This is a genomic window from Streptomyces cynarae, assembly GCF_025642135.1.
Taxonomy (GTDB): domain Bacteria; phylum Actinomycetota; class Actinomycetes; order Streptomycetales; family Streptomycetaceae; genus Streptomyces; species Streptomyces cynarae.
Genome location: NZ_CP106793.1, coordinates 7,593,927 through 7,615,078, shown reverse-complemented (window position 1 = coordinate 7,615,078; position 21,152 = coordinate 7,593,927). Strand labels below are relative to the sequence as shown.

Sequence of the window (21,152 nt, the reverse complement as noted above, 5' to 3'; positions counted from 1 at the left end):
CCCAAGCTCCGCCCCCACCCTTCCGTTTCTGCCTGAACGGCCTCCTCCTCGAACTCCCTCCGGCGGTCGGGGAGTAGAGGCCCGGACTTCACACCGCCTGCGCGATCCGCACCCTGATGTCGTCCGGTGACAGCGTCCCCTTGGCCACCACCCGGTCCCCCGACGACTCTCCGCGCAGCCGCCGTCCGATCCACGGCACCAGGTACTCGCGTGCCCAGTGGATGTCGTCGCGCCGTACCTCGAACGTGCCACGCGGGGGCAGGGGCGGCCACGGCTGGTCCGGGTCGGCCGGTACCTCCATGCCGAGAACCTGGCCCGCCCGCAGGGCGACACGGGTGTGGCCCTCGGGCGAGAGGTGGAGACGGTCGTCGTCCCAGGCGCGCCGGTCCTGCACGGACTTGAGCGACCACAGGTCCAGGACCGGGCAGCCGTACCGGTCCGCGATCGCCCGCACATGGCCGTTGTAGGTGGCGATCTTGCCGCGCAGATGCTTGAGCACCGGCACGCCCCGGGTGTCGAACCCGGTTGTGACCATCACCGTGCCGACGGCGGACGTCAGGACCGCCACGGCCCGCTCGAACCGCTCGGCGACCTCGTCCGGGTCGGTGCCCGGCCGGATGATGTCGTTGCCGCCCGCGCAGAACGAGACCAGGTCCGGAGCCAGTTCGACGGCCTTCGGGACCTGGTCCTCGACGATCTGGTCGAGCAGTTTGCCGCGCACGGCGAGGTTCGTGTACCGGAAGTCGCCCTCGGGCCGCCGGTCGGCGAGGAGGACCGCGAACCGGTCGGCCCAGCCGACGAACTGCCCGTCGGGCCCGGGGTCGCCGACACCCTCGGTGAAGCTGTCCCCCACCGCCACGTACGACCCGATCACTGATGTGTTGTCATTCTTCGAATCGTCTGCCACATCGGTCCATGATTCACCTTGTGATGTGAGCTACGCGACCGTAGGAAAAGGTTGACGGACGGTGAGATAAACCACTCGCCGCATCCGGGTCGATCAGGAATAGGCCTCTGATCAGGTGTGTTGGGCGAGCCGCCGGACGCTGAACCGGGCAGGGCGATCAGATCCGGCGCAGATGGATGACCGTCGCATCGAAGTCACCGCGCAGCGCGGGACGCAGCCCGTGATGCAGGAGCACCGCGCCCCTGTGCAGTTCGCCTGTTTCTCGGCATTCGTACGTCGCCGCCGGGTCCAGGCCACGCAGCCGCAGGGGGGCGACCGGCTCGCCGTAGTGCTGTGCCTGGAGCCAGGCGAGGACCACGGTCTCGTCGCCGAGGACGTACTGCACCGCGCTCAACCCGCCCGCCGGCGGCCGCAGCCGGTACAGGTCACCGCGCTGGACCACGGGCCGGATCTCCTTGTAGAGGGTGACCCAGTCGCGCGCCTCGGCCAGCTCCTCCTCGGTCCACTGGGTGAGGTCGCCGCCGACACCGAGCACCCCGGCCATGGCGCTGACGAACCGGAAGCGCAGCGAGCTCACCCGCCCGTTGAGCATCGCGTTCGGACTGTCGGTGACCCAGGCGGCCATGACCCGGGCCGGATGGACCTGGCTGAAACCGTGCTGGATGGCGAGCCGGTCCAGCGGATCGGTGTTGTCGGAGGTCCACACCTGGTCCGTGCGGCTCATGACGCCCAGGTCGACACGTCCGCCGCCGCCCGAGCAGGACTCGAAGGCGACATGGGGGTGCGCGGCCCGCAGCCGGTCCAGCAGGGCGTAGAAGGCGCGCACGTGATCGACCCAAAGCCGCTGCGGGTAGGGCTCGCCGGGCCAGCCGGCGTCGGTGAAGCAGCGGTTGAAGTCCCATTTCACATAGTCGGTCGGGGCGCTGGAGAGCAGGGCGTCGAGCTGCTCCCAGAGATACTCCTGGACGTCCTCGCGGGCGAGGTTGAGCACGAGCTGGTTGCGGAACTCCGTCCGCTTCCGTCCCGGCTGGTACTGCACCCAGTCGGGATGGGCGCGGTAGAGGTCGCTGTCCGGGTTGACCATCTCGGGCTCGACCCAGATGCCGAACTGCATCCCCAGGGCGTGCACGTAGTCGGCGAGCGGCTTGAGGCCGGAGGGGAAGCGGTCCGGGTTGGGCCGCCAGTCGCCGAGCCCGGCGCGGTCGCTGGTACGGGCGCCGAACCAGCCGTCGTCGACCACGAACAGCTCCACCCCCATGGCCGCCGCCCGCCGCGCCAGCGCCCCCTGCTGCTCCTCGGAGATGTCGAACTCGGTGGCCTCCCACGAGTTGTAGAGCACGGGGCGGTCCCGGTCGGCGTCCGGAACGATGTGCGCACGCTGGTAGGCGTGCCAGGCACGGCTCGCGCCACCGTGGCCGCCGTCACTCCACAGTCCCGCGAAGACGGGGGTGGTGTACGTCTCCCCCGGCGCAAGGAGCAGCAGGCCCGAGTCGTCGTACCCCGCGCCGCCGGTGATCTGCACCCGGGCGTCCGGGAGCTGGGCCACGGCGATCCGCCAGGTGCCCGACCAGGCGAGCGTGCAGCCGTAGACCTCGCCGCTCTCCTCGGTGGCGTCCGTGTCCAGCGCGACCCACGGCAGGTGCTGGTGGCCGGTGTGGCCGCGGCGGCTGCCGATGACCTTCTCGCCGTAGGTGAGCTCGGACCGCACCAGCCTGGACTCGGCCGCCCAACGGCCGTGCAGGTGGGAGAGGCGCCAGCCCTCGCGCTCGGGCAGCGTCCAGGTGGCGGAGTCGGCGCGGAGGAGTTCGGCGGGAGCGGGGCCGTCGTTGGCGATGGTCACCCAGCGCTCCACGACATCGCCGCGCATCCGGTAGTGGAGGGTGATCCGGAGTCCGGCGTCGGTGAACCTGAGCCGCAGCTCGTCGCCGTCGGCCTCGAACGCCTCGAACGCCCACTCCGTGCCACGGCGCTCCTCGGCGCGCACGGACAGGGCGGGACGTACGAAGCGGGGGCCGCCCTCGACCGGATACTCCTCGCGACCGTCGAGCGGGGCCTCGAAGGGCCGGTACGGCGGTGCCGGGAGGGCCGCTAGCGCCTCGGCGTCGGCAAGGGCCATCCGCGGGCCCCAGTGCAGGTGCAGCAGCGTGTCGTCCTCAGCGAGCCGCAAAGCGTAGCTGCTCGTGGTCCCTGACAGCAGCCAGGTGCGGCCGTCCGCGGCGATCTCCAGCATCACATGCCCCCACAGATTCGAACAGGTGCGATCAGGCCCCAACATCATCGGGTGTGAGATGCCTCGCGGGCAACGCCTGTCCGTCACGTGGGCGCCTGCCGGGGACGATCGCCTGATCAACGGTGCCGTATCGTCGGGGCGCGGCCCGCCGGCGAACAGCGCCGGCGGTCGGATGGGAGGAGCCCTCGTGACGCAGCAGGTCCCGTCTACCGAGCCCGAGCTGACCGGCGTACGCAACTTCCGCGACGTGGGTGACCTGCCGACCGTGGACGGGCGGCGGGTGCGGCGCGGAGTGCTCTTCCGCAGCGGCCACCTCGCGCACGCGACGGAGCAGGACGCGGCCTTCCTCACCTCGCTGGGCCTGCACACGATCTTCGACTTCCGCAACGCGGCGGACAAGAAGCTGGAGGGCCCGGACGTCGAGCTCCCCGGCGTGCGGAACGTCAACCTGCCGCTGACCGACCCGGCGCACGGCGCCGAGTTCTGGAAGATGGTCCGCGACGGCGACCTGGAGCAGCTGCGCGGCCTGCTCGCCGACGGCAAGGCGGAGAACAGGATGATCCTGTCGTACCGCACGATCATCAAGGAGCGCACGGCCGAGCACTCCCAGGTGCTGCACGCGCTGGCGGAGGACAGCGTGCCCGCGCTGATGCACTGTGCCGCGGGCAAGGACCGCGCGGGGCTGTCGATCGCGGTGACGCTCCTCGCCCTCGGGGTCGAGCGTGAGGCGATCGTCGCGGACTACCTGGAGTCGAACGCGAAGCACCGCCGCTACAAGGTGCGCCGCAACGGCTCGTCGCCCGACGTGTACTCCCCCGAGGTGATGGAGTTGCTCAGCCCCCTCTTCGACGCGCGCGCCGAGTATCTCGCGGCGGCGATGGAGACCGTCGAGGAGACCTGGGGCGGTGTCGATGCCTACCTGGAGAAGGGGCTGCGGATCACGCCCGCGGTGCGGGAGCGGCTGCGTGACCGGCTGCTGGACTGAGGTGCGGTCCGGGGTGGGCGCTCATTTCGCGCCCACCTGGAACAGCAGGTAGATGAAGGCGGCGAACAGGTGGCCGACCGCGATGTAGACGATCAGCCGCACCCACAGTCCACGCGGGAACTTCTCCTCCATCATCCTGCGGGGGCGGGATTCGGGTTGCTCGGTCATGGCATCTCTCCAGGGGTGGGGCCGAGGCAGAGCGCGGAGGTCGGGCTCTGCAGCAGGGTGTGGACGAAGAGCAGCTCGGTGCCGTCGTGGTCGGCGGCGGCGAGGCGGTGCGGGGTCAGCGAGTCGAAGTGCGCGCTGTCGCCCGGGGCGAGTAGGTGGGTGGAGTCGCCGAGGCGCAGCCGCAGCCGCCCCTTGAGGACGTACAGCCATTCCTCGCCCGGGTGGACGCGCACGATGTCGCCCTGGGTGCCGTAGGGGATGTGCACCCGCAGGGCCTGCATGCCGCGTCCGGCCCCGCCCGCCTGCCAGTACGCCCAGCCGCCCGCCCGGGTCGGCTCCATGTCGGCGGCGCGCACGACGGCGTCCCGGTCGGCGACGGTCTCGCCGAGCAGTTCGGAGACGGTCGTACCGTAGATGCGGGCGAGCGCCAGCAGCATGGGCAGGGACGGCTGCCGCCGGCCGGTCTCCAGCCGGGACAGGTGCGCGGGCGAGAGCCCGGCGGCACGGGCCGCGGCCTCCAGGGTCAGCCCGGCGCGACGGCGCAGCGCACGCAGCTGTGGTGCGACGACGGGCAGGTCCTCGGACGGCCCGTCCTCGGTCCCGGTGCCGGGATCGGTCTCAGGAGAGCTCATGCCTCCATTGAGCCGGAGCCTTGCCCCACCGGCAAATTTCTTGCCTCAGAGGCAAAAGCTCCGGTTCCCGAAGGGCCGGTGGTTTCCGGGGGTCAGCGCTTTCCGGAAGGTCAGCGGTTCGCCACCGCCTGCTTGATCAGCGTCTTGCCGAAGTCCCACATCAGCCCGCCCCCGTGTGCGTCGTCCATCACCGCGGTGAAGGCGTCCACGAACCGGTCGACGTCCGCCTCGCCGATGATCAACGGCGGGATCAGCTTGATCACCTCCAGGTGGTCGCCGGAGACCTGGGTCAGGATCCGGTGGCGCTGCAGCAGCGGCACGACGACCATCTGCGCGAACAGGCCCTTCCGGGCGGCCTGGAGCACGGTCCACCGGCTGCGCAGCTTGAGCGAGCTGGGCCGGCCGAACTCGATGCCGATCATCAGGCCCCGGCCGCGGATCTCGCTGAGCATCTCGTACTTGTCGACGAGCTCGGTGAGCCGGGACTTCAGCTGCTCCCCGACGGCCCGGGCGTTCGCGACGACCTGCTCGTTCTCCATCACTGACAGGACGGCGAGCCCGGCCGCCATCGCCTGCGCGTTGGACCCGAAGCTCGCGGAGTGCACGAGGACCCGGTCCATGGACGAGTAGACCTTCTTGAAGATCCAGTCCTTGCCCAGGGTCGCGCCGACCGGGACGTAGCCGCCGGAGAGCGCCTTCGCCACGCACACCAGGTCGGGCTCGACGCCGTCCTCGTGCTGGTGGGCGTAGAAGTCGCCGGTGCGGCCGAGGCCGGTCTGCACCTCGTCCGCGATGAGCAGCGCCTTGTGCTTGCGCAGCAGCTCCTGCGCGGCGCGCAGATAGCCGGGCGGGGTCTCGTGGACGCCCTTGCCCTGGATCGGTTCGACGATGAGGGCCGCCACGTCCCCCTTCTTCAGCTCCCGGGTCAGGGCGTCGAGGTCGCCGAGCGGGACGGCGGTGTCGGGCAGCAGCGGGGCGAAGCCGTCGCGGAAGCCGTCCTCGCCGTTGACGGAGAGCGACCCGGTGGTCAGCCCGTGGAACGCGTGGGTGCAGTACAGGATCCTGGGCCTGCCGGTGGCGTACCGGGCGAACTTCAGCGCGGTCTCGACCGCCTCCGTGCCGCTGTTGCCGAAGAACACCCGGTCCAGGTGCGGGCTGTGGGCGAGCAGCTTCTCCGCCAGCAGCCCGGGCAGGGGCTGGCAGTCGAAGCGGGTGAGGTCGGCGAGCTGCGCGTCCAGTACGTCGTGCAGCGCCCTGCGGACCACGGGGTGGTGGCGGCCGAGGCCCATCACCCCGAACCCGGCGAGCATGTCCAGGTAGTCGTTGCCGTCGGCGTCCCAGAAGTGGGCGCCCTCGGCCCGCTCGTAGACCTTGTCGAAACCGATGGTGTGCAGCATGCGCGGAAGCTGATGGTTGAGGTACTTCGCGTGCAGCTCGTAGCGCTCGGCCCCGCGTTCGGCCAGGAGTGCGCCGAGGTCGAACTCCCGTTGCCCGGTGGGGATGGTCATTCCGCGTTCACTTTCTCCTGGGACAGCACATCCTTGGACAGCTCGTCCTTGGCGGCCAGGCAGGCGCTGATCCGCCCGGCGATCTCCACGGGCGTGAGGCCGATGTCGGCGAGCACCTCGCTGCGCTTGGCGTGCGCGAGGAACTGCTCCGGGATCCCGAACCGCCGCACCGGCACGTCGACGTCGGCGTCGCCGAGCGCGAGGGCGACCGCGGAGCCCACGCCGGCGGAGCGGCTGTTGTCCTCGACGACCGCGACGAGCCGGTGCTCGGCGGCCAGGCCCGGCAGGGAGGGGTCGACGGGTTTGACCCAGCGGGGGTCGACGACCGTGCAGTCGATGCCGCGGGCCTGAAGCAGGTCGGCGGCCTGCAGGCAGACGGGCGCCATGACGCCGACGGCGACGAGCAGCACCTGGGGCGTCTCGTCGCGGTGCAGCACGTCCAGGCCGCCCACCCGGTCCACGGCCGGGATCGCCGGGCCCACCGACTCCTTCGGGAACCGGATCAGGGTCGGCGCGTCGTCGACCGCGACCGCCTCCCGCAGCTGGGCCCGCAGCTGGTCGGCGTCGCGCGGCGCGGCGATTCTCAGGCCCGGCACGACCTGTAGGACGGACATGTCCCACATGCCGTTGTGCGAGGGTCCGTCGACGCCCGTGACCCCGGCCCGGTCCAGCACGAAGGTGACGCCGCAGCGGTGCAGGGCGACGTCCATCAGGAGCTGGTCGAAGGCGCGGTTGAGGAAGGTGGCGTAGACGGCGACGACGGGGTGCAGCCCGCCGGTGGCGAGACCGGCCGCGGAGACCGCCGCGTGCTGCTCGGCTATGCCCACGTCCCACACCCGGTCGGGGAACCGCTCGGCGAACCTGCCGAGGCCCACCGGGTGCAGCATGGCCGCCGTGATGGCGACGACGTCCTCGCGTTCCTCTCCGATGCGGGCGATCTCCTCGCCGAACACCGAGGTCCACGACGGGGCCTTGGGCGGCGCGAGGGGCTCGCAGGTGCGCGGGTCCATCACGCCGACCGTGTGGAAGTGGTCCTCCTCGTGGGCGAGGGCGGGCTCGTAGCCGCGGCCCTTCTCGGTGAGGCAGTGGATGAGGACGGGACCGTGGAAGCGCTTGGCGCGGCGCAGCGCCGACTCGACGGCCCGGATGTCGTGTCCGTCGATGGGGCCGACGTACTTCAGGCCCAGGTCCTCGAAGAGGCCCTGGGGTGCGAAGGCGTCCTTGAAGCCCTTCTTCGCACCGTGCAGGGCCTCGTAGACGGCGGGGCCGATGACGGGCGTGCGTTGCAGCACGTCCTTGCCCCAGGCCAGGACCTTCTCGTAGCCGTCGGTGGTGCGCAGGGTGGCGAGGTGGTTGGCGAGGCCGCCGATGGTGGGCGCGTAGGAGCGTTCGTTGTCGTTGACGACGATGATCAGTGGGCGGTCCTTGGCGGCGGCGATGTTGTTGAGCGCCTCCCAGGCCATGCCGCCGGTGAGCGCGCCGTCGCCGATGACGGCGACGACGTGGCCCTTCTCCCCCTGTACCTGTCGGGCCTTGGCGAGCCCGTCGGCCCAGCCGAGCGCGGTGGACGCGTGGCTGTTCTCGATGACGTCGTGCTCGGACTCCTCACGCGACGGATAACCGGACAGACCGCCCTTGCCACGCAACTTCGAAAAATCCTGACGCCCGGTCAGAATTTTGTGGACGTAACTCTGATGTCCGGTGTCCCACAGGATGCGGTCGACCGGTGACTCGAAGGCCCGGTGGAGCGCGATGGAGAGTTCCACCACCCCCAGATTGGGCCCCAGGTGCCCCCCGGTCCTGGCGACCGCGTGGATCAGGAACTCCCTGATCTCCTCGGCCAGTCGGCTCAGTTCTGCCTCGGACAGCGCCTTCAGGTCGCGTGGTCCCCGGATGTTCTCCAGAATGGTCACGCCGGGCCCCCTCTCGGTCCGTGCTGTTCAACTCACGGTGACGGCCGGCGCTCCCGGCCCGACGCCGTCCTTCTCCATCCGTTCGGCGATCCTCATCGCCTCCTCGATGAGGGTCTCCACGATCTTCGACTCGGGCACGGTCTTGACGACCTCACCCTTGACGAAGATCTGGCCCTTGCCGTTGCCGGAGGCGACCCCCAGGTCCGCCTCCCGTGCCTCCCCGGGGCCGTTGACCACACAGCCCATGACCGCGACCCGCAGCGGCACCTCCATGCCCTCGAGGCCGGCGGTGACCTCGTCCGCGAGCTTGTACACGTCGACCTGGGCGCGCCCGCAGGACGGGCAGGAGACGATCTCCAGGCGCCGCTGCCTGAGGCCCAGCGACTGAAGGATCTGGATGCCGACCTTGACCTCCTCGGCGGGGGGCGCCGACAGCGACACCCGGATCGTGTCGCCGATGCCCTGCGACAGCAACGCGCCGAACGCCACCGCCGACTTGATCGTGCCCTGGAAGGCGGGACCGGCCTCCGTCACGCCGAGGTGCAGCGGGTAGTCGCACTGCGCGGCGAGCTGCCGGTAGGCCTCGATCATCACGACCGGGTCGTTGTGCTTGACGGAGATCTTGATGTCCCGGAAGTCGTGCTCCTCGAAGAGCGAGGCCTCCCACAGGGCGGACTCGACGAGCGCCTCGGGGGTCGCCTTGCCGTACTTCTTCAGCAGCCGCCTGTCCAGGGAGCCCGCGTTCACCCCGATCCGGATGGGAGTGCCGTGGTCCTTGGCGGCCTTGGCGATCTCCTTCACCTTGTCGTCGAACTGCTTGATGTTCCCGGGATTCACCCGAACGGCCGCGCAGCCCGCCTCGATCGCCGCGAACACGTACTTCGGCTGGAAGTGGATATCGGCGATCACCGGGATCTGCGACTTGCGCGCGATCGTGGCGAGGGCGTCCGCGTCGTCCTGCGTGGGGCAGGCGACGCGGACGATCTGGCAGCCGGAGGCGGTGAGTTCCGCGACCTGCTGCAGGGTGGCGCCGATGTCCGACGTACGGGTCGTCGTCATCGACTGCACCGACACCGGGGCCCCGCCCCCGACCGCCACCGGCCCGACATGGATCTGCCGCGACATGCGCCGCTCGGCGATCGGCCGGGCCGGTACCTCGGGGACGCCCAGAGGAACGGCGGTCATCACGTCACCCGTTGTTCTGCTGGACGGTCTCACGCATGGCCCGCAGGGACTCCTTCAGCGAGCCCATGGTGGCGAGGACGGCGGTGGGCTCGTAGCCGCAGTGCGCCATGCAGTTGGCGCAGCGCGGGTCCTTGCCGCGGCCGTACTTGTCCCAGTCGGTCTTCTCGATCAGTTCCCGGTAGGTGGGCACGTACCCGTCGCTCATCAGGTAGCAGGGGCGCTGCCAGCCGAAGAGGGAGTAGTTCGGGATCGCCCAGGCGGTGCACGGGAAGTCGACCTTGCCCTCGAGGAAGTCGAGGAACAGCGGGGAGTGGTTGAGCCGCCAGCGGCCGCGGTTGCCGCCCGCGAAGGCCTTCTTGAACAGCTCACGGGTCTGTTCGACGCCGAGGAAGTGCTCCTGGTCGGGCGCCTTCTCGTAGGCGTAGGCCGGCGAGATCATCATCTCGTCCACCTTCAGGTCGTCATTGAGGTAGTTGAGCACCTCGACGACGGTCTGCGGGGTGTCCGTGTTGAAGAAGGTCGAGTTGGTGGTGACCCGGAAGCCACGCCGCTTGGCCTCCTTGATGGCCTCCACCGCCTCGTCGAACACGCCTTCCTTCGCCACGGACTCGTCGTGCCGCTCGCGCAGGCCGTCGATGTGCACGGCGAACGCGAAGTACGGGGACGGCGTGAACTTGTCCATCTTCTTGCGCAGCAGCATGGCGTTGGTGCACAGGAAGACGTACTTCTTGCGCGCCACCAACTGCCGGACGATCTCATCGATCTGCGGGTGCATCAGCGGCTCGCCGCCCGCGATCGACACCATCGGCGCACCGGACTCCAGAACCGCTCCCACGGCCTGCGCCACCGGCATGCGCTGCTTCAGCACTCCCGCCGGATGCTGGATCTTGCCGCAGCCCTCACACTTCAGGTTGCAGGCGAAGAGCGGTTCCAGCTCCACGATGAGCGGAAACTTGTCCCGCCTGCGCAGCTTCTGTTCGAAGAGATAGGTCGCCACCTTGATGGACTGGCGCAGCGGCATGGCCATCTGGCTCACCTCCTGGGGAGCAGCAAAGAACGGTGCCATTCGAAGAAAACAGGCAGCACGGCACGAAGAACACGGAAAGCTGATATTCCACCGCGAACGGTGCCGATGCGGACGAGTTCATGTTCTGGAGCGTCCACGACCACCCGGACGGCCGCAACCGGGCGGGCGCCCGTCCGAACGGCGCTCAGGAGCGTGGCCGCGGACTCCATGTCGACCGCGATCGCGCCGGTCGCGAGCAGTTCGGACCGCTCCTGACCACGGACGACGTGGTCCGAACCGGTGAGCGGTCCGGTGTGGACGGTGCGCCCCGGGACGGCGCGCACGAGTTCCTTGACGAGCAGGTCGGTGCCCTCGCACGGGGTGGTACCGCGGGGGTCCCGGGTCTCCTCGGCGACGACCAGGTCACCGGGGTGCATCCCCGGTGCGAGTCCCGCGCAGAAGCCCGTGGCGAGGACAGCCGCGAGAGCGAAGCCCGGCTCGCCGAGCGCCCGGGTGACCGACCGTTCGGCCGCCCGGGGTCCCATACCCGTACGGAGTACGGTCACGGGCCCGTCGGCACCCCACTTGCTCGGTTCGGCTGCGGGGCGCCGGAAGCCGGTGTCGAGAGCCCGACCGTGCTCGGCCCCTCCTTCGTCGGGGCCTCCGCGCTCCCCCGAGCTCTCGGCTCTTCCCCCACTCTCGGCTTCGCTCGAGCCGGGGGACCCCCAGGAGCAGGGGGGACCCCCACGGCCTCTCGACACCGGCGCGCCCCTTCGCCTCACGCTGTGACCGCCGCTGCGCAGGGCGAGGTGCTCGATGCCGAGCGCGCAGGCGATCAGCAGCGGGGCCGGCTCGGGCTTGACGCTCATCAGCTCCCCTTGGCCTTGGCGAACGGCTCGCCGTGCACATAGCGGCCCAGTGCGGTGAGCGGGAAGACCTGCCGGTAGAGGTGGTAGTTGATGGAGAAGTCCCAGGGGAAGCCGGTGCCGGTGAAGTACGGCTCGTCCCAGGAGCCGTCCTCGTTCTGGGTCTGGGCGAGGAACTCGATGCCGCGCTCGACGGCCTTGGACTCGCTCTCCCCAGCGGCCAGCAGCGCGAGCAGGGCCCACGCCGTCTGCGAGGCGGTCGAGGCGCCCCTGCCGCTCCACTTCCCGGCGTCCTTGTAGGAGCGCAGGTCCTCACCCCAGCCGCCGTCGTCGTTCTGCACGCTCTCCAGCCAGGCGACGGCACGGCGGATCGCCGGGTGCGCGGCGGGGATGCCGGCGGCCACCAGGGCGGGCACCACGGACCCGGTGCCGTAGACGTAGTTGACGCCCCAGCGCCCGAACCACGAGCCGTCCGGCTCCTGTTCGGCCAGCAGCCACTCGATGCCGCGGCGGGTGCGCGGGTCGTGGGCGAGGCCCTCGACCGCGAGCATCTCCACGACGTGCGCGGTGACGTCGGCCGACGGCGGGTCGATGACCTCGCCGAAGTCGCAGAACGGCAGCCGGTTGGGGAACGGGCTCGTGTTGTCCACGTCGAAGGCGCCCCACGCGCCGTTCTTCGACTGCATGCCGAGGTTCCAGCGCACCCCGCGCCCGATGGCCTTCTCCATCCGGTCCGGGTCGTGGTGTTCGACCCGGCGCAGCGCGAGGACGACCTCGGCGGTGTCGTCGATGTCGGGGTAGTTGTCGTTGTGGAACTCGAACGCCCAGCCGCCCGGCGGCAGCTGGGGGCGGCGCACCGACCAGTCGCCGGGCCGGACGATCTGCTCGCCCAGCATCCAGTCGGCCGCCTTTACCAGCTGCGGGTGGTCGGCGGGCACACCCGCGTCGGCGAGCGCGATGGTCGCGAGACAGGTGTCCCACACCGGGGACTGGCACGCCTCGATCATCCGGGCGCCGTCCTCCCGCCATACGGCGAAACGGTCCAGCGACGCGAGGCCCTCGCGCATCACCGGGTGCTGGAGGTCGTAGCCGAGCAGGTGCAGGGCGATGACCGAGTACACCGCGGGCGGCTGGATCCCGCCCCAGCAGCCGTCGTTCTCCTGCCGCTCGATGATCCAGCGGGCGGCCGTGTTCATGGCGGCCCTGCGCAGTCGGCGCGGGGCGACCTTGCGGAACTGGTGCAGCGCCTTGTCGAGCCGCTGGAAGACCCCGTCCCAGCTCGCCACCGGGGCGAGGTCTCTGTCCGGGCTGGGGTGGTCCGGGTCGGTGTGCAGCTCGTCGAGCGGGAACGGCGCGGGCCGCACCGGGCGCTCGGCGGAGACGATGGTGAGCGGCACGATGGTCTGCCGTGCCCAGCAGCCGAAGTCGTAGATGTTCAGCGGCATCCACTTCGGGAACCAGATCAGCTCCGGCGGGAGTTCGGGCAGGTCCTCCCACTTCCACCAGCCGAACAGGGCCAGCCAGATCCGGGTGAAGACGCGGGCGGCGGCGATGCCGCCCTGTTCGCGGATCCAGGCGGACGCCTTCGCCATGTGGGGTTCGTCCGGCGCGTCGCCCGCCAGGCGCAGGGCGACGTACGCCTCGATGGTGGTGGACAGTTCGCCGGGTCCGCCGTAGAAGGTGGCCCAGGTGCCGTCGTCGCGCTGCTCGCCGCGGATGAACAGCGCGGCGGCGCGGGTGGTCTTCTCGTCACGGATGCCGAGGAACTGACGCAGCAGCAGGTCCTCGGCGTCCATCGTGACGTTGGTCTCGAGGTCGCCCTTCCACCAGCCCTGGGCGTCCTGCCGCGCGAGCAGGAAGTCTGTGGCGCGCCGCATGGCGCGCTCGGCGGCGTCTCGAGTGCCTCCGGCCCCGGCCGCCCCCGGGATCGGTTCGCTGGTGTCGCTGGCCGAGGCAGCGCGGGGCGGCAGGGCCCCGGGGCTTCCGTCGGTCGTCGCTGTCATGGCTTCCCCTTCGTGCAGTCGTACGAAATCGTGCTGCTGTGGGTCCGCCGTCGGCCGGTGCGCGTGCGCTCAGGGCACCGGCCGGCGACTACGCGAGGTGTATTCGACCGATAGTGATCATCTCTTCCGTACGACGACGAAGTCGGCGAGCGCCGTGAACCGGTCGCGCACCTCCTGGGGCATCCGGACGGCGTCCAGGGCCTCGATGGCGATCGCGTGCTGGCGACGCGCCTCCTGAGCGGTCCATTCCCGGCCGCCGGCCTCCTCGATGAGCGCGGCGCGCGCGGCGAACTCCTCCTCCGAGAAGTTCTCGAAGTCGCTGCTCTTGGCGTCCTCTGCGAGCAGCTCGCCGAGCCGCTCGGAGGCTTCTCCGCCTGCCGCCAGCGCGGCCACGACCGGCAGGGACTTCTTGCGCTGGCGCAGATCGCTCCAGGTCTGCTTTCCGGTGGCCTCCGGGTCGCCCCAGATGCCGAGGAGGTCGTCGACGGCCTGGAAGGCGAGGCCGAGGTGGTAGCCGTACTTCTCCAGCGTGTCGGCCGTCGCGTCGTCCGCACCGCCGAGGACCGCGCCGATGGAGGAGGCGCAGGCGAGCAGGGCGCCGGTCTTGTTGCCCTCCATCTCCAGGCACTCGGCGACGGTGACCCGCTCGCGGTGCTCGTAGGAGATGTCCTGCGCCTGACCGTCGATCAGGGCGCGGGTGGCGGTGGTCAGCCGGCGGGTGGCGCGGCCGGCCTCGACGGTGCCGATCTCCAGCAGCACCTCGTTGGCCAGGGCGAACAGCGCGTCGCCGACCAGGATGGCCTGCGCGGGGCCGTGCACCTTCCACACGGTGTCGCGGTGGCGGCGCTGCTCGTCACCGTCCATCAGGTCGTCGTGCAGCAGGGAGAAGTTGTGCACCAGCTCGACCGCGACCGCGCCGGGCACGCCCACCTCGGGCGCCCGGCCGGCGGCCTCGGCGGACAGCAGGGCCAGCGCGGGGCGCACGGCCTTTCCGCCGTCGCCGTCCGCGGGGTTGCCCTGGGCGTCGATCCAGCCGAAGTGGTAGGCGGCGACGGTGTCCATGGGCGGCGCCAGGCGGTCGACGGCCGACCGCAGCACCGGGGTGGCCAGCGTCCGGCCGCGCTCCAGGAGCGCGGACACGTCCACCGCGGTCCTCGGGGCGGCCGTCTCGGCCGGGGGCACAGTGGGCACGGTCTCTCCTCTTGTTGCGATACCGGGGGTGCGGGGGCCCGTTTCCAGCGAATCGACGCTCATGCCGCCTCCTCGAAGAGATCGGGGAGGTGGGCGCCGGACCGGCCCAGCGCGCCGAGTGCGGCGCCCGCCGCACCGATGCCACTGCGGACCGCACTCTCCATGGTCGCGGGCCACCCGGTGGCGGTCCACGCTCCGGCCAGGCAGAGGCCGGGGGCCTTGGTGCGGGCGCCGGGCCTCAGACGCCCGACGCCAGGGCTGGGGGCGAACGTCGCCGTGCGCTCCCGGGTCACGAAGAAGTCCTTCACCTGGGCGCCGCGGGTGGCGGGCAACAGCCGCTGGAGCTCGGGCAGGTAGCGCTCGCGCAGTACGGCGACCGGCTCGTCGATCTCCTCCTGGGCCGCCGACTGCGACAGCGCCAGGTACTGGCCCTCGCGCAGTCCGGAGGCCTCGGTGCGGTCGAAGACCCACTGGACCGGGGAGCCGAGGGCGGCGAAGAACGGGCGGTTGAGCACCTTGCGGTCATAGACGACGTGGATGTTGAGGATCGGCGCGGTGCCGATGTCCAGCAGCCGCTCGGGGGCCTCCAGGGCGCCGGGGGGCAGCAGATCGTGGGCCTCGCGCTGCGGAACGGCGAGGACGACGGCGTCCGTTTCGATGCGCTCGCCGGGAACCTGAACGCTCCAGACCCCGTTTTCGTCAATGGAGATGGAGGTGACGCGTGTACGGAGCTCGGTTCGGACGCCCGCGGAGTCGAGCGCCTTGCGGGCCAGCCGGTCGTGCAGTTCGCCCAGCGGGACGCGTGCCCAGCCGATGTCGGCCGCGCCGGGGTCGGACAGCAGGCCCGTCTTGAACACCATCGCGGCGAGCCCGAGCGAGGCGTCGCCGGCCACCGCGTTGAGGGTGGCGACCCCGACCAGGTCCCACAGTGCCTCGACGGCACGCGCCGACTGACCGTGCGCGGTCAGCCAGCTGCCGAAGTCCTGCGCGTCGAGCGCGGGGTCCGCGAGGTCAAGTGCTCGCAGCGCCAGTGCGGCACGCCCCACCTTGGCGCGCTCGGCGAGCGAGAGATGCGGATAGGTGGCCAGGCTGCGCCCGAGATGCAGGGGTACGGGCAGCGCGTCGCGCCGTAGTCTGCCGAGCCGCCGTCCCGGTGCGGCGTTCGCGTCGAGAACGGGCACGTCGAGACGATCCTGCAGGGGCGCGAGCGTGGAGGCGTCGATGCGGTCGAGGAACCAGCGGTACGCGGTGCAGCAGCGCAAGTAGACGTGCTGGCCGTTGTCGACGGTCAGATCGCCGCGGTGGAAGGAGAACGCGAGTCCGCCGAGCCGCGGTCGTCCCTCCAGCAGGGTGACCCGCACCCCGGCGTCGGCGAGCGCCAGCGCGGCCGTGATCCCGGCGAGTCCGCCCCCGACCACCACGGCGGACGTGCCGGGCGAGGACGGCATGCCACGGTGACCCCCGGTGTCCGCGACCGGGTCCTCCGCATGGGTGCCGTCGCTCATCGTGCTTCCTCCCGTGCCGGTCCACCGTGGTGCTTGAACGATGCACGGCAGGCCGTCGCAGTCAGGGACGCCGCGCCGCATCGGAGGGTTGCCTGCCGCTTTTCGGAGGTGGCGGGAGACGGAACCGGGGTGTCGATCACACACGCCTCCTGACGGTCCGTCGGGACACGTTCCGCGCGTCGAGCCCCGACAGGCCGCGCACAGCGACGTACGCCTTCTCACGCCCGGGCAGCGAGACCCGGCCGCGCAGCACGGCCTCCGGCTCGCGCTCGATACGGTCCAGGAGCCGGCGGTAGATGCCGGCCATGGCGGCGACGCAGGCGCCGCTGCGCCGGTCGAGCATGGGCAGCAGCCGGTATCCCTCGGCGAAAAGAGCGCGGGCCCGACGCACTTCGAAGTGCACGAGGCCCGCGAAGTCGGAGCCCTCGGGTGGGGTCGGTCCGTGGAACCCTGCCGAGCAGCCGAACTTGGCGAGATCGTCGGCGGGAAGGTAGACGCGGCCGCCCTCGGCGTCCTCGCGGATGTCCCTGAGGATGTTGGTGAGTTGCAGCGCGAGCCCGAGCGTGTCGGCATACTCCGGCGCGCGCTCGGCGCCGCGCGCCCCCGGTTCGGTGCCGAACACACCCAGCGAGAGCCGTCCGATGGCCCCGGCGACACAGCGGCAGTAGACCTTCAGATCGTCCCAGGTCTCGTACGTCTCGCCGCGTACGTCCATCAGGACGCCGTCGATGAGTTCGTCGAGGCCGCCGAGGGGGATCGGGAAGTGCCGACCGGCATGGGTGAGGGCGACGGCGACCGGGTCGGTGTCGTCCTCGGCCACCTCCTCGTCACGGATACGGGCCAGCAGCGCGCGGGTCTCCTCCAGCCGAGCCGTCTTGACGTCGGCCGCCAGCGCGCCGTCACCGATGTCGTCGACACGCCGGGAGAACGCGTAGAGCGCCGACATCGCGCGGCGCTTCGGCGTCGGCAGGAGCCTGATCCCGTAGGCGAAGTTACGGGCCTGCTGCCCGGTCACGGCCTCGCAGTAGCGGTACGCGGCGAGTACCGGTGGGGACACGTGTTCTTCCGACTCCACGGTCCGGATCACCCCTCTCCTCGCAGAGTCACGCCCACCTCGCGCAGCAACCGGAGCTTGCCGGGCTTGGGCGGGCCGGGAAGTACGTCGTAATGGGCTGCGGCGATCGCGTGGATGGCCGCCCTTCCTCCCGCCACGAAGCCCGCGAGCAGCAGCTTCAGCCTGCCGTGGACGCTACCCACCAGGGGGGCGCCTTCATTCAGGAGATCGCGGGCGCGTTCTGCTTCGTACGCGACCAGCGCGCGCACCGATGCGCCCGTTGTGGGCGTGGCGAGGTCCGCCTCCTGCACGTGGAAGCGCTTCATGTCCGCGGCGGGCAGATAAATGCGGTCGCGGTCGCGGTCCTCGGCGACGTCCTGGAGGTGCTCGACGATCTGCAGGGCCGTGCAGATCGCGTCGGAGCGGCGGACTCGCTCGGGGGTGGAGGTGCCGGTCACGGCGAGGACGAGGCGGCCGACCGGGTTGGCGGAGAGTTCGCAGTAGGCGAGGAGGTCGTCGTACGTCTCGTAGCGCTTGACGAGCTGGTCCTGGCGGTTGGCGGCGATCAGGCCGAGGAACGGCTCGGGGGTGAGGCCGGCGCGCCGGACCGTGGGCTGCAGCCGGCGCAGGAGGGGGTGACGGGGTGTCGCGTCGAAGACCCGGCGCAGGTCGGCCTCGAAGGCGTCCAGGAGGAGCAGGCGGTCCCCGGCCTCCTCGGGCGACACGCCGAGCAGGCGGGCGTCCGACCCGCCGGGGGCGAGGTCGCCGTCACCGATGTCGTCGACCAGCCGGGCGAAGCCGTAGACGGCCATGAGGTCTTCCCGCCAGGCCTTCGGCAGGAAGAACGGCGCCACGGGGAAGTTCTCGTCCGCGGCCTTGTCGAGGGTGCCGCGCTCCAAGTCGCCGATGCGCGCCGTCCCGGCTTGCGTCACCGCTCGCCGCCCGGCGCGGGGACGGCACATGTCCCGCGGAGCTGGAGACTTTCCGTAGCCATTGCCGTCACATCTCCCGTTCTACACCGCCGACCCAATACAACCTCTTTCGGACACGCCGCCCGACTGTCCGTGCAGCGCGACAGGTGTGGGGGTGTATGGCATTATCGCCCCACTTGCCGCGAATCAGCACTGTCACAGCTTACGTTGTACAACGCGCGGAGCTTCGGCGGGGTGTCCTGCACATCACAACAACACACCGATTGGCGCCAAGATTCCTGAGACGAACCCGAGTTGACGTTTCCTTTGCAGACGCAGGGCCCCGCCGAAACGTTGCGACGGGGCCCCGGGCGGCGGTGATCACTTGCCCGTGAACTTCTCGTATTCCTTCAGGACCTCTTCCGTGGGGCCGTCCATCCGGAGTTCCCCGCGTTCCAGCCACAGGACGCGGTTGCAGGTGTCACGGATGGATTTGTTGTTGTGACTGACCAGAAACACCGTGCCCGCCTCCTTGCGCAGTTCCCGGATGCGGTCCTCTGACCGCTTCTGGAAGGCGCGGTCGCCGGTGGCGAGGGCCTCGTCGATCATGAGGACGTCGTGGTCCTTGGCGGCCGCGATGGAGAAGCGCAGCCGGGCGGCCATGCCGGAGGAGTAGGTGCGCATCGGCAGGGTGATGAAGTCGCCCTTGTCGTTGATGCCCGAGAAGTCGACGATGTCCTGGTAGCGGGCCTTGATCTCCTCCCGTGACATGCCCATCGCCAGACCGCCCAGGATGACGTTGCGCTCGCCCGTCAGGTCGTTCATCAGGGCCGCGTTGACGCCGAGCAGCGAGGGCTGGCCGTCGGTGTAGACCTTGCCCTTCTCCGGGGGCAGCAGTCCGGCGATGGCGCGCAGCAGCGTGGACTTGCCGGAGCCGTTGGAGCCGATCAGCCCGATGGCCTCGCCGCGGTAGGCGACGAACGACACTCCCCTGACCGCGTGCACCCTGCGGACACCGCGCGCCGCGTCGTCGGAGCCCCGCTTGAGGATGCGGCTCAGAGCGGCGGTCGCGCTGCCCTTGCCGGCCCCGGCACCGTTGACGCGGTAGACGATGTGCAGCTCGTCCGCGATGACGGTGGGCACCCTGGCCCCGGTGTTCTGCTCAGCCACGGCCGTACCGCTCCTCCGCCTTCCAGAAGTACACGAACCCGCCGGCGAAGACGACGACGGCCCAGAACAAGGCGATGGCCCACACGTGCGGCGGGAGGTTGGCGGCGCCGTAGTTCTTGATGAGCGCGAAGCGCATCAGGTCCATGTAGACGGCGGCCGGATTCGCCTGCAGCGCGCGGACGACCCATTCCGGGCGGCCGGCGAGCATGGTGTGGATGGAGAACATGACACCGGAGGCGTACATCCACGTGCGCAGGATGAAGGGCATCAGCTGCGCGAGGTCCGGGGTCTTGGCACCCATCCGCGCCACGATCAGGGACAGGCCGGTGTTGAAGAGGAACTGCAGCACCAGGACCGGGATGATCAGCAGCCAGGACAGCCTCGGGTAGCTGCCGAACCCGATGGCGACGGCGAACAGCACGATCATCGAGAAGAGCAGCTGCTGGAGCTGCTGCAGCGCGAAGGAGATGGGCAGCGAGGCGCGCGGGAAGTGCAGGGCCCGGACCAGGCCCAGGTTGCCGGAGATCGCCCGGACGCCCGCCATGATCGAGCTCTGGGTGAAGGTGAACACGAACACGCCGGTCACCAGGAACGGGATGTACGTCCCGTGCGACATGCCCCGGCTGGCCTTCAGGATCAGCCCGAAGATGAAGTAGTACACGAGCGCGTTCAGCAGCGGGGTGGCGACCTGCCACAGCTGGCCGAGCTTGGCCTGGCTGTACTGGGCGGTGAGCTTCGCCTGCGAGAAGGCGAGGATGAAGTGGCGCCGTCCCCACAGCTGGCGGACGTAGCGGACGAGTCCGGGCCGGGCACCGCTCACCGAGAGGCCGTACTTGGCGGCCAGCTCGGCCGGGCTCAGCCCGCCATCGGCGGACGGGCCGTCGGTCACCGCGACGCGCCCGTCATGCGTTGTCTCACTCACAGGTTGGCAAACTCTCCGTTTTCGGGATGCGCGGGGGGCCCGCGCTCGGGTGGAGCCGCGATGTGGGCCCCCGCCCGCTGGCTTCCGAGTACCGAGCTTGTCAGATCACCGGGGGTCGGCCCAGTCGGGTGAGCCGCCAGACCGTACGCCACCGCATGGGCCGGCGGGGCCCGCAGGGGGTCGTCCAGCCCTCCCGGAAGCCGCCGAACCAGGCCCTCAGGGCGGCCCGCGAGGGGCGGCGCAGCAGCGTCAGGAGCATCCAGACGCCCAAGTACACCGGGACGAGGACGGCGGGCAGGTTGCGGCGGGCGAGCCACACCCGGTTGCGGGCGACCATCCGGTGGTAGACCGCGTGCCGGGAGGGCGCGGTCGTGGGGTGGTACAGCACCATGTCCGACCGGTAGTCGATCATCCAGCCCGCGTCCAGGGCCCGCCAGGCCAGGTCGGTCTCCTCATGGGCGTAGAAGAACTCGTCCGGCAGGCCGCCGACCTCGGCGAAGACCTTCGTGCGGACGGCGTTGGCGCCGCCCAGGAAGGTGGTCACCCGCGAGGAGCGCATCGGGTCGGAGGCGCGCAGCCGGGGCACGTGGCGGCGCTGGGTCTCGCCTGTGTCGGGGTCGGCGATGCGGAAGCTGATGATGCCGAGCCGGGGGTCCGCGGCGAAGGCCTCGCGGCACAGCTCGGCGGTGTCGGTGCGGGCGAGCAGGCCGTCGTCGTCGAGGAAGAGCAGCACGTCGGCGTCGGTGCCGCCGGGGCCGAAGGCCTCGATGCCGACGTTGCGGCCGCCGGGGATGCCGAGGTTCTCGGGCAGCTCGATCGTGCGAACGCCGTCGGGGACGTCCGGGACCGGGGAGCCGTTGCCGACCACGACCACCTCGACGGGGTCGCCGTCCTGCTTGGCCACCGAGTCGAGGAGGCCGCGGAGCTCGGCCGGGCGGTTGCCCATCGTGATGATGACGGCCCCGACCTTCAGGGCGCCGCCCGGGGCGGCACCGC

The 21,152-nt window shown here is 70.7% G+C and carries 19 protein-coding genes; 1 reads left to right on the top strand and 18 read right to left on the bottom strand.

Features of this window, described 5'->3' with window-relative positions; genetic code table 11:
* Window positions 1-88: 88 nt before the first annotated feature.
* Both N8I84_RS34315 and N8I84_RS34310 read right to left on the bottom strand, forming a co-directional pair.
* The gene (locus tag N8I84_RS34315) at window positions 89-874 is read right to left on the bottom strand and encodes an SGNH/GDSL hydrolase family protein (protein ID WP_263233368.1); all 786 of its coding nucleotides are present in this window, start codon (window positions 872-874) and stop codon (window positions 89-91) included.
* Window positions 875-1,064: 190 nt separating this feature from the next.
* Complete coding sequence (locus N8I84_RS34310) at window positions 1,065-3,137, bottom strand: alpha-galactosidase (RefSeq protein ID WP_263233367.1); 2,073 nt, start codon at window positions 3,135-3,137, stop codon at window positions 1,065-1,067.
* Window positions 3,138-3,324: 187 nt separating this feature from the next.
* Here N8I84_RS34310 and N8I84_RS34305 point away from each other — a divergent pair, with 187 nt between their 5' ends.
* The gene (locus N8I84_RS34305) at window positions 3,325-4,122 is read left to right on the top strand and encodes a tyrosine-protein phosphatase (protein ID WP_263233366.1); all 798 of its coding nucleotides are present in this window, start codon (window positions 3,325-3,327) and stop codon (window positions 4,120-4,122) included.
* A gap of 21 nt (window positions 4,123-4,143) precedes the next feature.
* Here the strand turns inward: N8I84_RS34305 and N8I84_RS34300 are convergent, their stop codons facing one another.
* The 16 genes from N8I84_RS34300 to N8I84_RS34230 all read right to left on the bottom strand — a co-directional run bounded on the left by N8I84_RS34300 (window position 4,144) and on the right by N8I84_RS34230 (window position 21,129).
* The gene (locus N8I84_RS34300) at window positions 4,144-4,290 is read right to left on the bottom strand and encodes a DUF6126 family protein (protein ID WP_263233365.1); all 147 of its coding nucleotides are present in this window, start codon (window positions 4,288-4,290) and stop codon (window positions 4,144-4,146) included.
* Window positions 4,287-4,922, bottom strand: a complete 636-nt coding sequence (locus N8I84_RS34295; RefSeq protein ID WP_263233364.1) for a helix-turn-helix domain-containing protein — start codon at window positions 4,920-4,922, stop codon at window positions 4,287-4,289. Before N8I84_RS34295 ends, N8I84_RS34300 begins: the two co-directional genes overlap by 4 nt.
* A gap of 110 nt (window positions 4,923-5,032) precedes the next feature.
* Window positions 5,033-6,430 (bottom strand): aspartate aminotransferase family protein, encoded by a 1,398-nt coding sequence (locus N8I84_RS34290; protein WP_263233363.1) that lies wholly within the window; start codon window positions 6,428-6,430, stop codon window positions 5,033-5,035.
* The gene (gene dxs, locus N8I84_RS34285; RefSeq protein ID WP_263233362.1) at window positions 6,427-8,343 is read right to left on the bottom strand and encodes a 1-deoxy-D-xylulose-5-phosphate synthase; all 1,917 of its coding nucleotides are present in this window, start codon (window positions 8,341-8,343) and stop codon (window positions 6,427-6,429) included. Before dxs ends, N8I84_RS34290 begins: the two co-directional genes overlap by 4 nt.
* Before the next feature lie 27 nt (window positions 8,344-8,370).
* Window positions 8,371-9,528, bottom strand: coding sequence for a flavodoxin-dependent (E)-4-hydroxy-3-methylbut-2-enyl-diphosphate synthase (ispG, locus tag N8I84_RS34280; RefSeq protein ID WP_263233361.1), 1,158 nt, complete (start codon window positions 9,526-9,528; stop codon window positions 8,371-8,373).
* 4 nt (window positions 9,529-9,532) lie between these two features.
* Window positions 9,533-10,555 (bottom strand): adenosyl-hopene transferase HpnH, encoded by a 1,023-nt coding sequence (gene hpnH, locus N8I84_RS34275; protein WP_263233360.1) that lies wholly within the window; start codon window positions 10,553-10,555, stop codon window positions 9,533-9,535.
* A 5-nt stretch (window positions 10,556-10,560) separates the two neighbouring features.
* Window positions 10,561-11,403, bottom strand: a complete 843-nt coding sequence (locus N8I84_RS34270) for a phosphorylase family protein (RefSeq protein ID WP_449334048.1) — start codon at window positions 11,401-11,403, stop codon at window positions 10,561-10,563.
* On the bottom strand, window positions 11,403-13,403 hold the full coding sequence (gene shc / locus N8I84_RS34265) for a squalene--hopene cyclase (protein ID WP_263233359.1): 2,001 nt from the start codon (window positions 13,401-13,403) through the stop codon (window positions 11,403-11,405). The genes N8I84_RS34270 and shc overlap by 1 nt, the downstream gene beginning before the upstream one ends.
* A gap of 117 nt (window positions 13,404-13,520) precedes the next feature.
* Window positions 13,521-14,657 (bottom strand): polyprenyl synthetase family protein, encoded by a 1,137-nt coding sequence (locus N8I84_RS34260; protein ID WP_263233358.1) that lies wholly within the window; start codon window positions 14,655-14,657, stop codon window positions 13,521-13,523.
* On the bottom strand, window positions 14,654-16,099 hold the full coding sequence (gene hpnE, locus N8I84_RS34255) for a hydroxysqualene dehydroxylase HpnE (RefSeq protein ID WP_313884313.1): 1,446 nt from the start codon (window positions 16,097-16,099) through the stop codon (window positions 14,654-14,656). Before hpnE ends, N8I84_RS34260 begins: the two co-directional genes overlap by 4 nt.
* Window positions 16,096-16,239: a DUF6380 family protein gene (locus tag N8I84_RS43230; protein ID WP_374707182.1), complete on the bottom strand. Its 144-nt coding sequence runs from the start codon at window positions 16,237-16,239 to the stop codon at window positions 16,096-16,098. The genes hpnE and N8I84_RS43230 overlap by 4 nt, the downstream gene beginning before the upstream one ends.
* A complete protein-coding gene (hpnD, locus tag N8I84_RS34250) occupies window positions 16,236-17,186 on the bottom strand; it encodes a presqualene diphosphate synthase HpnD (protein WP_263233357.1) in 951 nt (316 codons plus the stop codon). Before hpnD ends, N8I84_RS43230 begins: the two co-directional genes overlap by 4 nt.
* Entirely contained in the window at window positions 17,183-18,085 is a 903-nt protein-coding gene (gene hpnC / locus N8I84_RS34245; protein ID WP_263233356.1) for a squalene synthase HpnC, read from the bottom strand. Before hpnC ends, hpnD begins: the two co-directional genes overlap by 4 nt.
* Before the next feature lie 360 nt (window positions 18,086-18,445).
* Window positions 18,446-19,234, bottom strand: coding sequence for an ABC transporter ATP-binding protein (locus N8I84_RS34240; protein ID WP_263233355.1), 789 nt, complete (start codon window positions 19,232-19,234; stop codon window positions 18,446-18,448).
* The gene (locus N8I84_RS34235; protein WP_263233354.1) at window positions 19,227-20,156 is read right to left on the bottom strand and encodes an ABC transporter permease; all 930 of its coding nucleotides are present in this window, start codon (window positions 20,154-20,156) and stop codon (window positions 19,227-19,229) included. The genes N8I84_RS34240 and N8I84_RS34235 overlap by 8 nt, the downstream gene beginning before the upstream one ends.
* Window positions 20,157-20,256: 100 nt before the next feature.
* The gene (locus N8I84_RS34230; RefSeq protein WP_263234974.1) at window positions 20,257-21,129 is read right to left on the bottom strand and encodes a glycosyltransferase family 2 protein; all 873 of its coding nucleotides are present in this window, start codon (window positions 21,127-21,129) and stop codon (window positions 20,257-20,259) included.
* Window positions 21,130-21,152 lie beyond the last annotated feature (23 nt).

Coding starts and splice junctions, on each gene's coding strand:
- N8I84_RS34260 (WP_263233358.1), bottom strand. CDS start 14,657: ATGAGCGTCGATTCGCTGGAAACGGGCCCCCGCACCCCCGGTATCGCA.
- shc (WP_263233359.1), bottom strand. CDS start 13,403: ATGACAGCGACGACCGACGGAAGCCCCGGGGCCCTGCCGCCCCGCGCT.
- ispG (WP_263233361.1), bottom strand. CDS start 9,528: ATGACCGCCGTTCCTCTGGGCGTCCCCGAGGTACCGGCCCGGCCGATC.
- N8I84_RS34310 (WP_263233367.1), bottom strand. CDS start 3,137: ATGCTGGAGATCGCCGCGGACGGCCGCACCTGGCTGCTGTCAGGGACC.
- N8I84_RS34295 (WP_263233364.1), bottom strand. CDS start 4,922: ATGAGCTCTCCTGAGACCGATCCCGGCACCGGGACCGAGGACGGGCCG.
- N8I84_RS34270 (WP_449334048.1), bottom strand. CDS start 11,403: ATGAGCGTCAAGCCCGAGCCGGCCCCGCTGCTGATCGCCTGCGCGCTC.
- N8I84_RS34290 (WP_263233363.1), bottom strand. CDS start 6,430: ATGACCATCCCCACCGGGCAACGGGAGTTCGACCTCGGCGCACTCCTG.
- N8I84_RS34300 (WP_263233365.1), bottom strand. CDS start 4,290: ATGACCGAGCAACCCGAATCCCGCCCCCGCAGGATGATGGAGGAGAAG.
- hpnH (WP_263233360.1), bottom strand. CDS start 10,555: ATGGCCATGCCGCTGCGCCAGTCCATCAAGGTGGCGACCTATCTCTTC.
- hpnE (WP_313884313.1), bottom strand. CDS start 16,099: ATGAGCGACGGCACCCATGCGGAGGACCCGGTCGCGGACACCGGGGGT.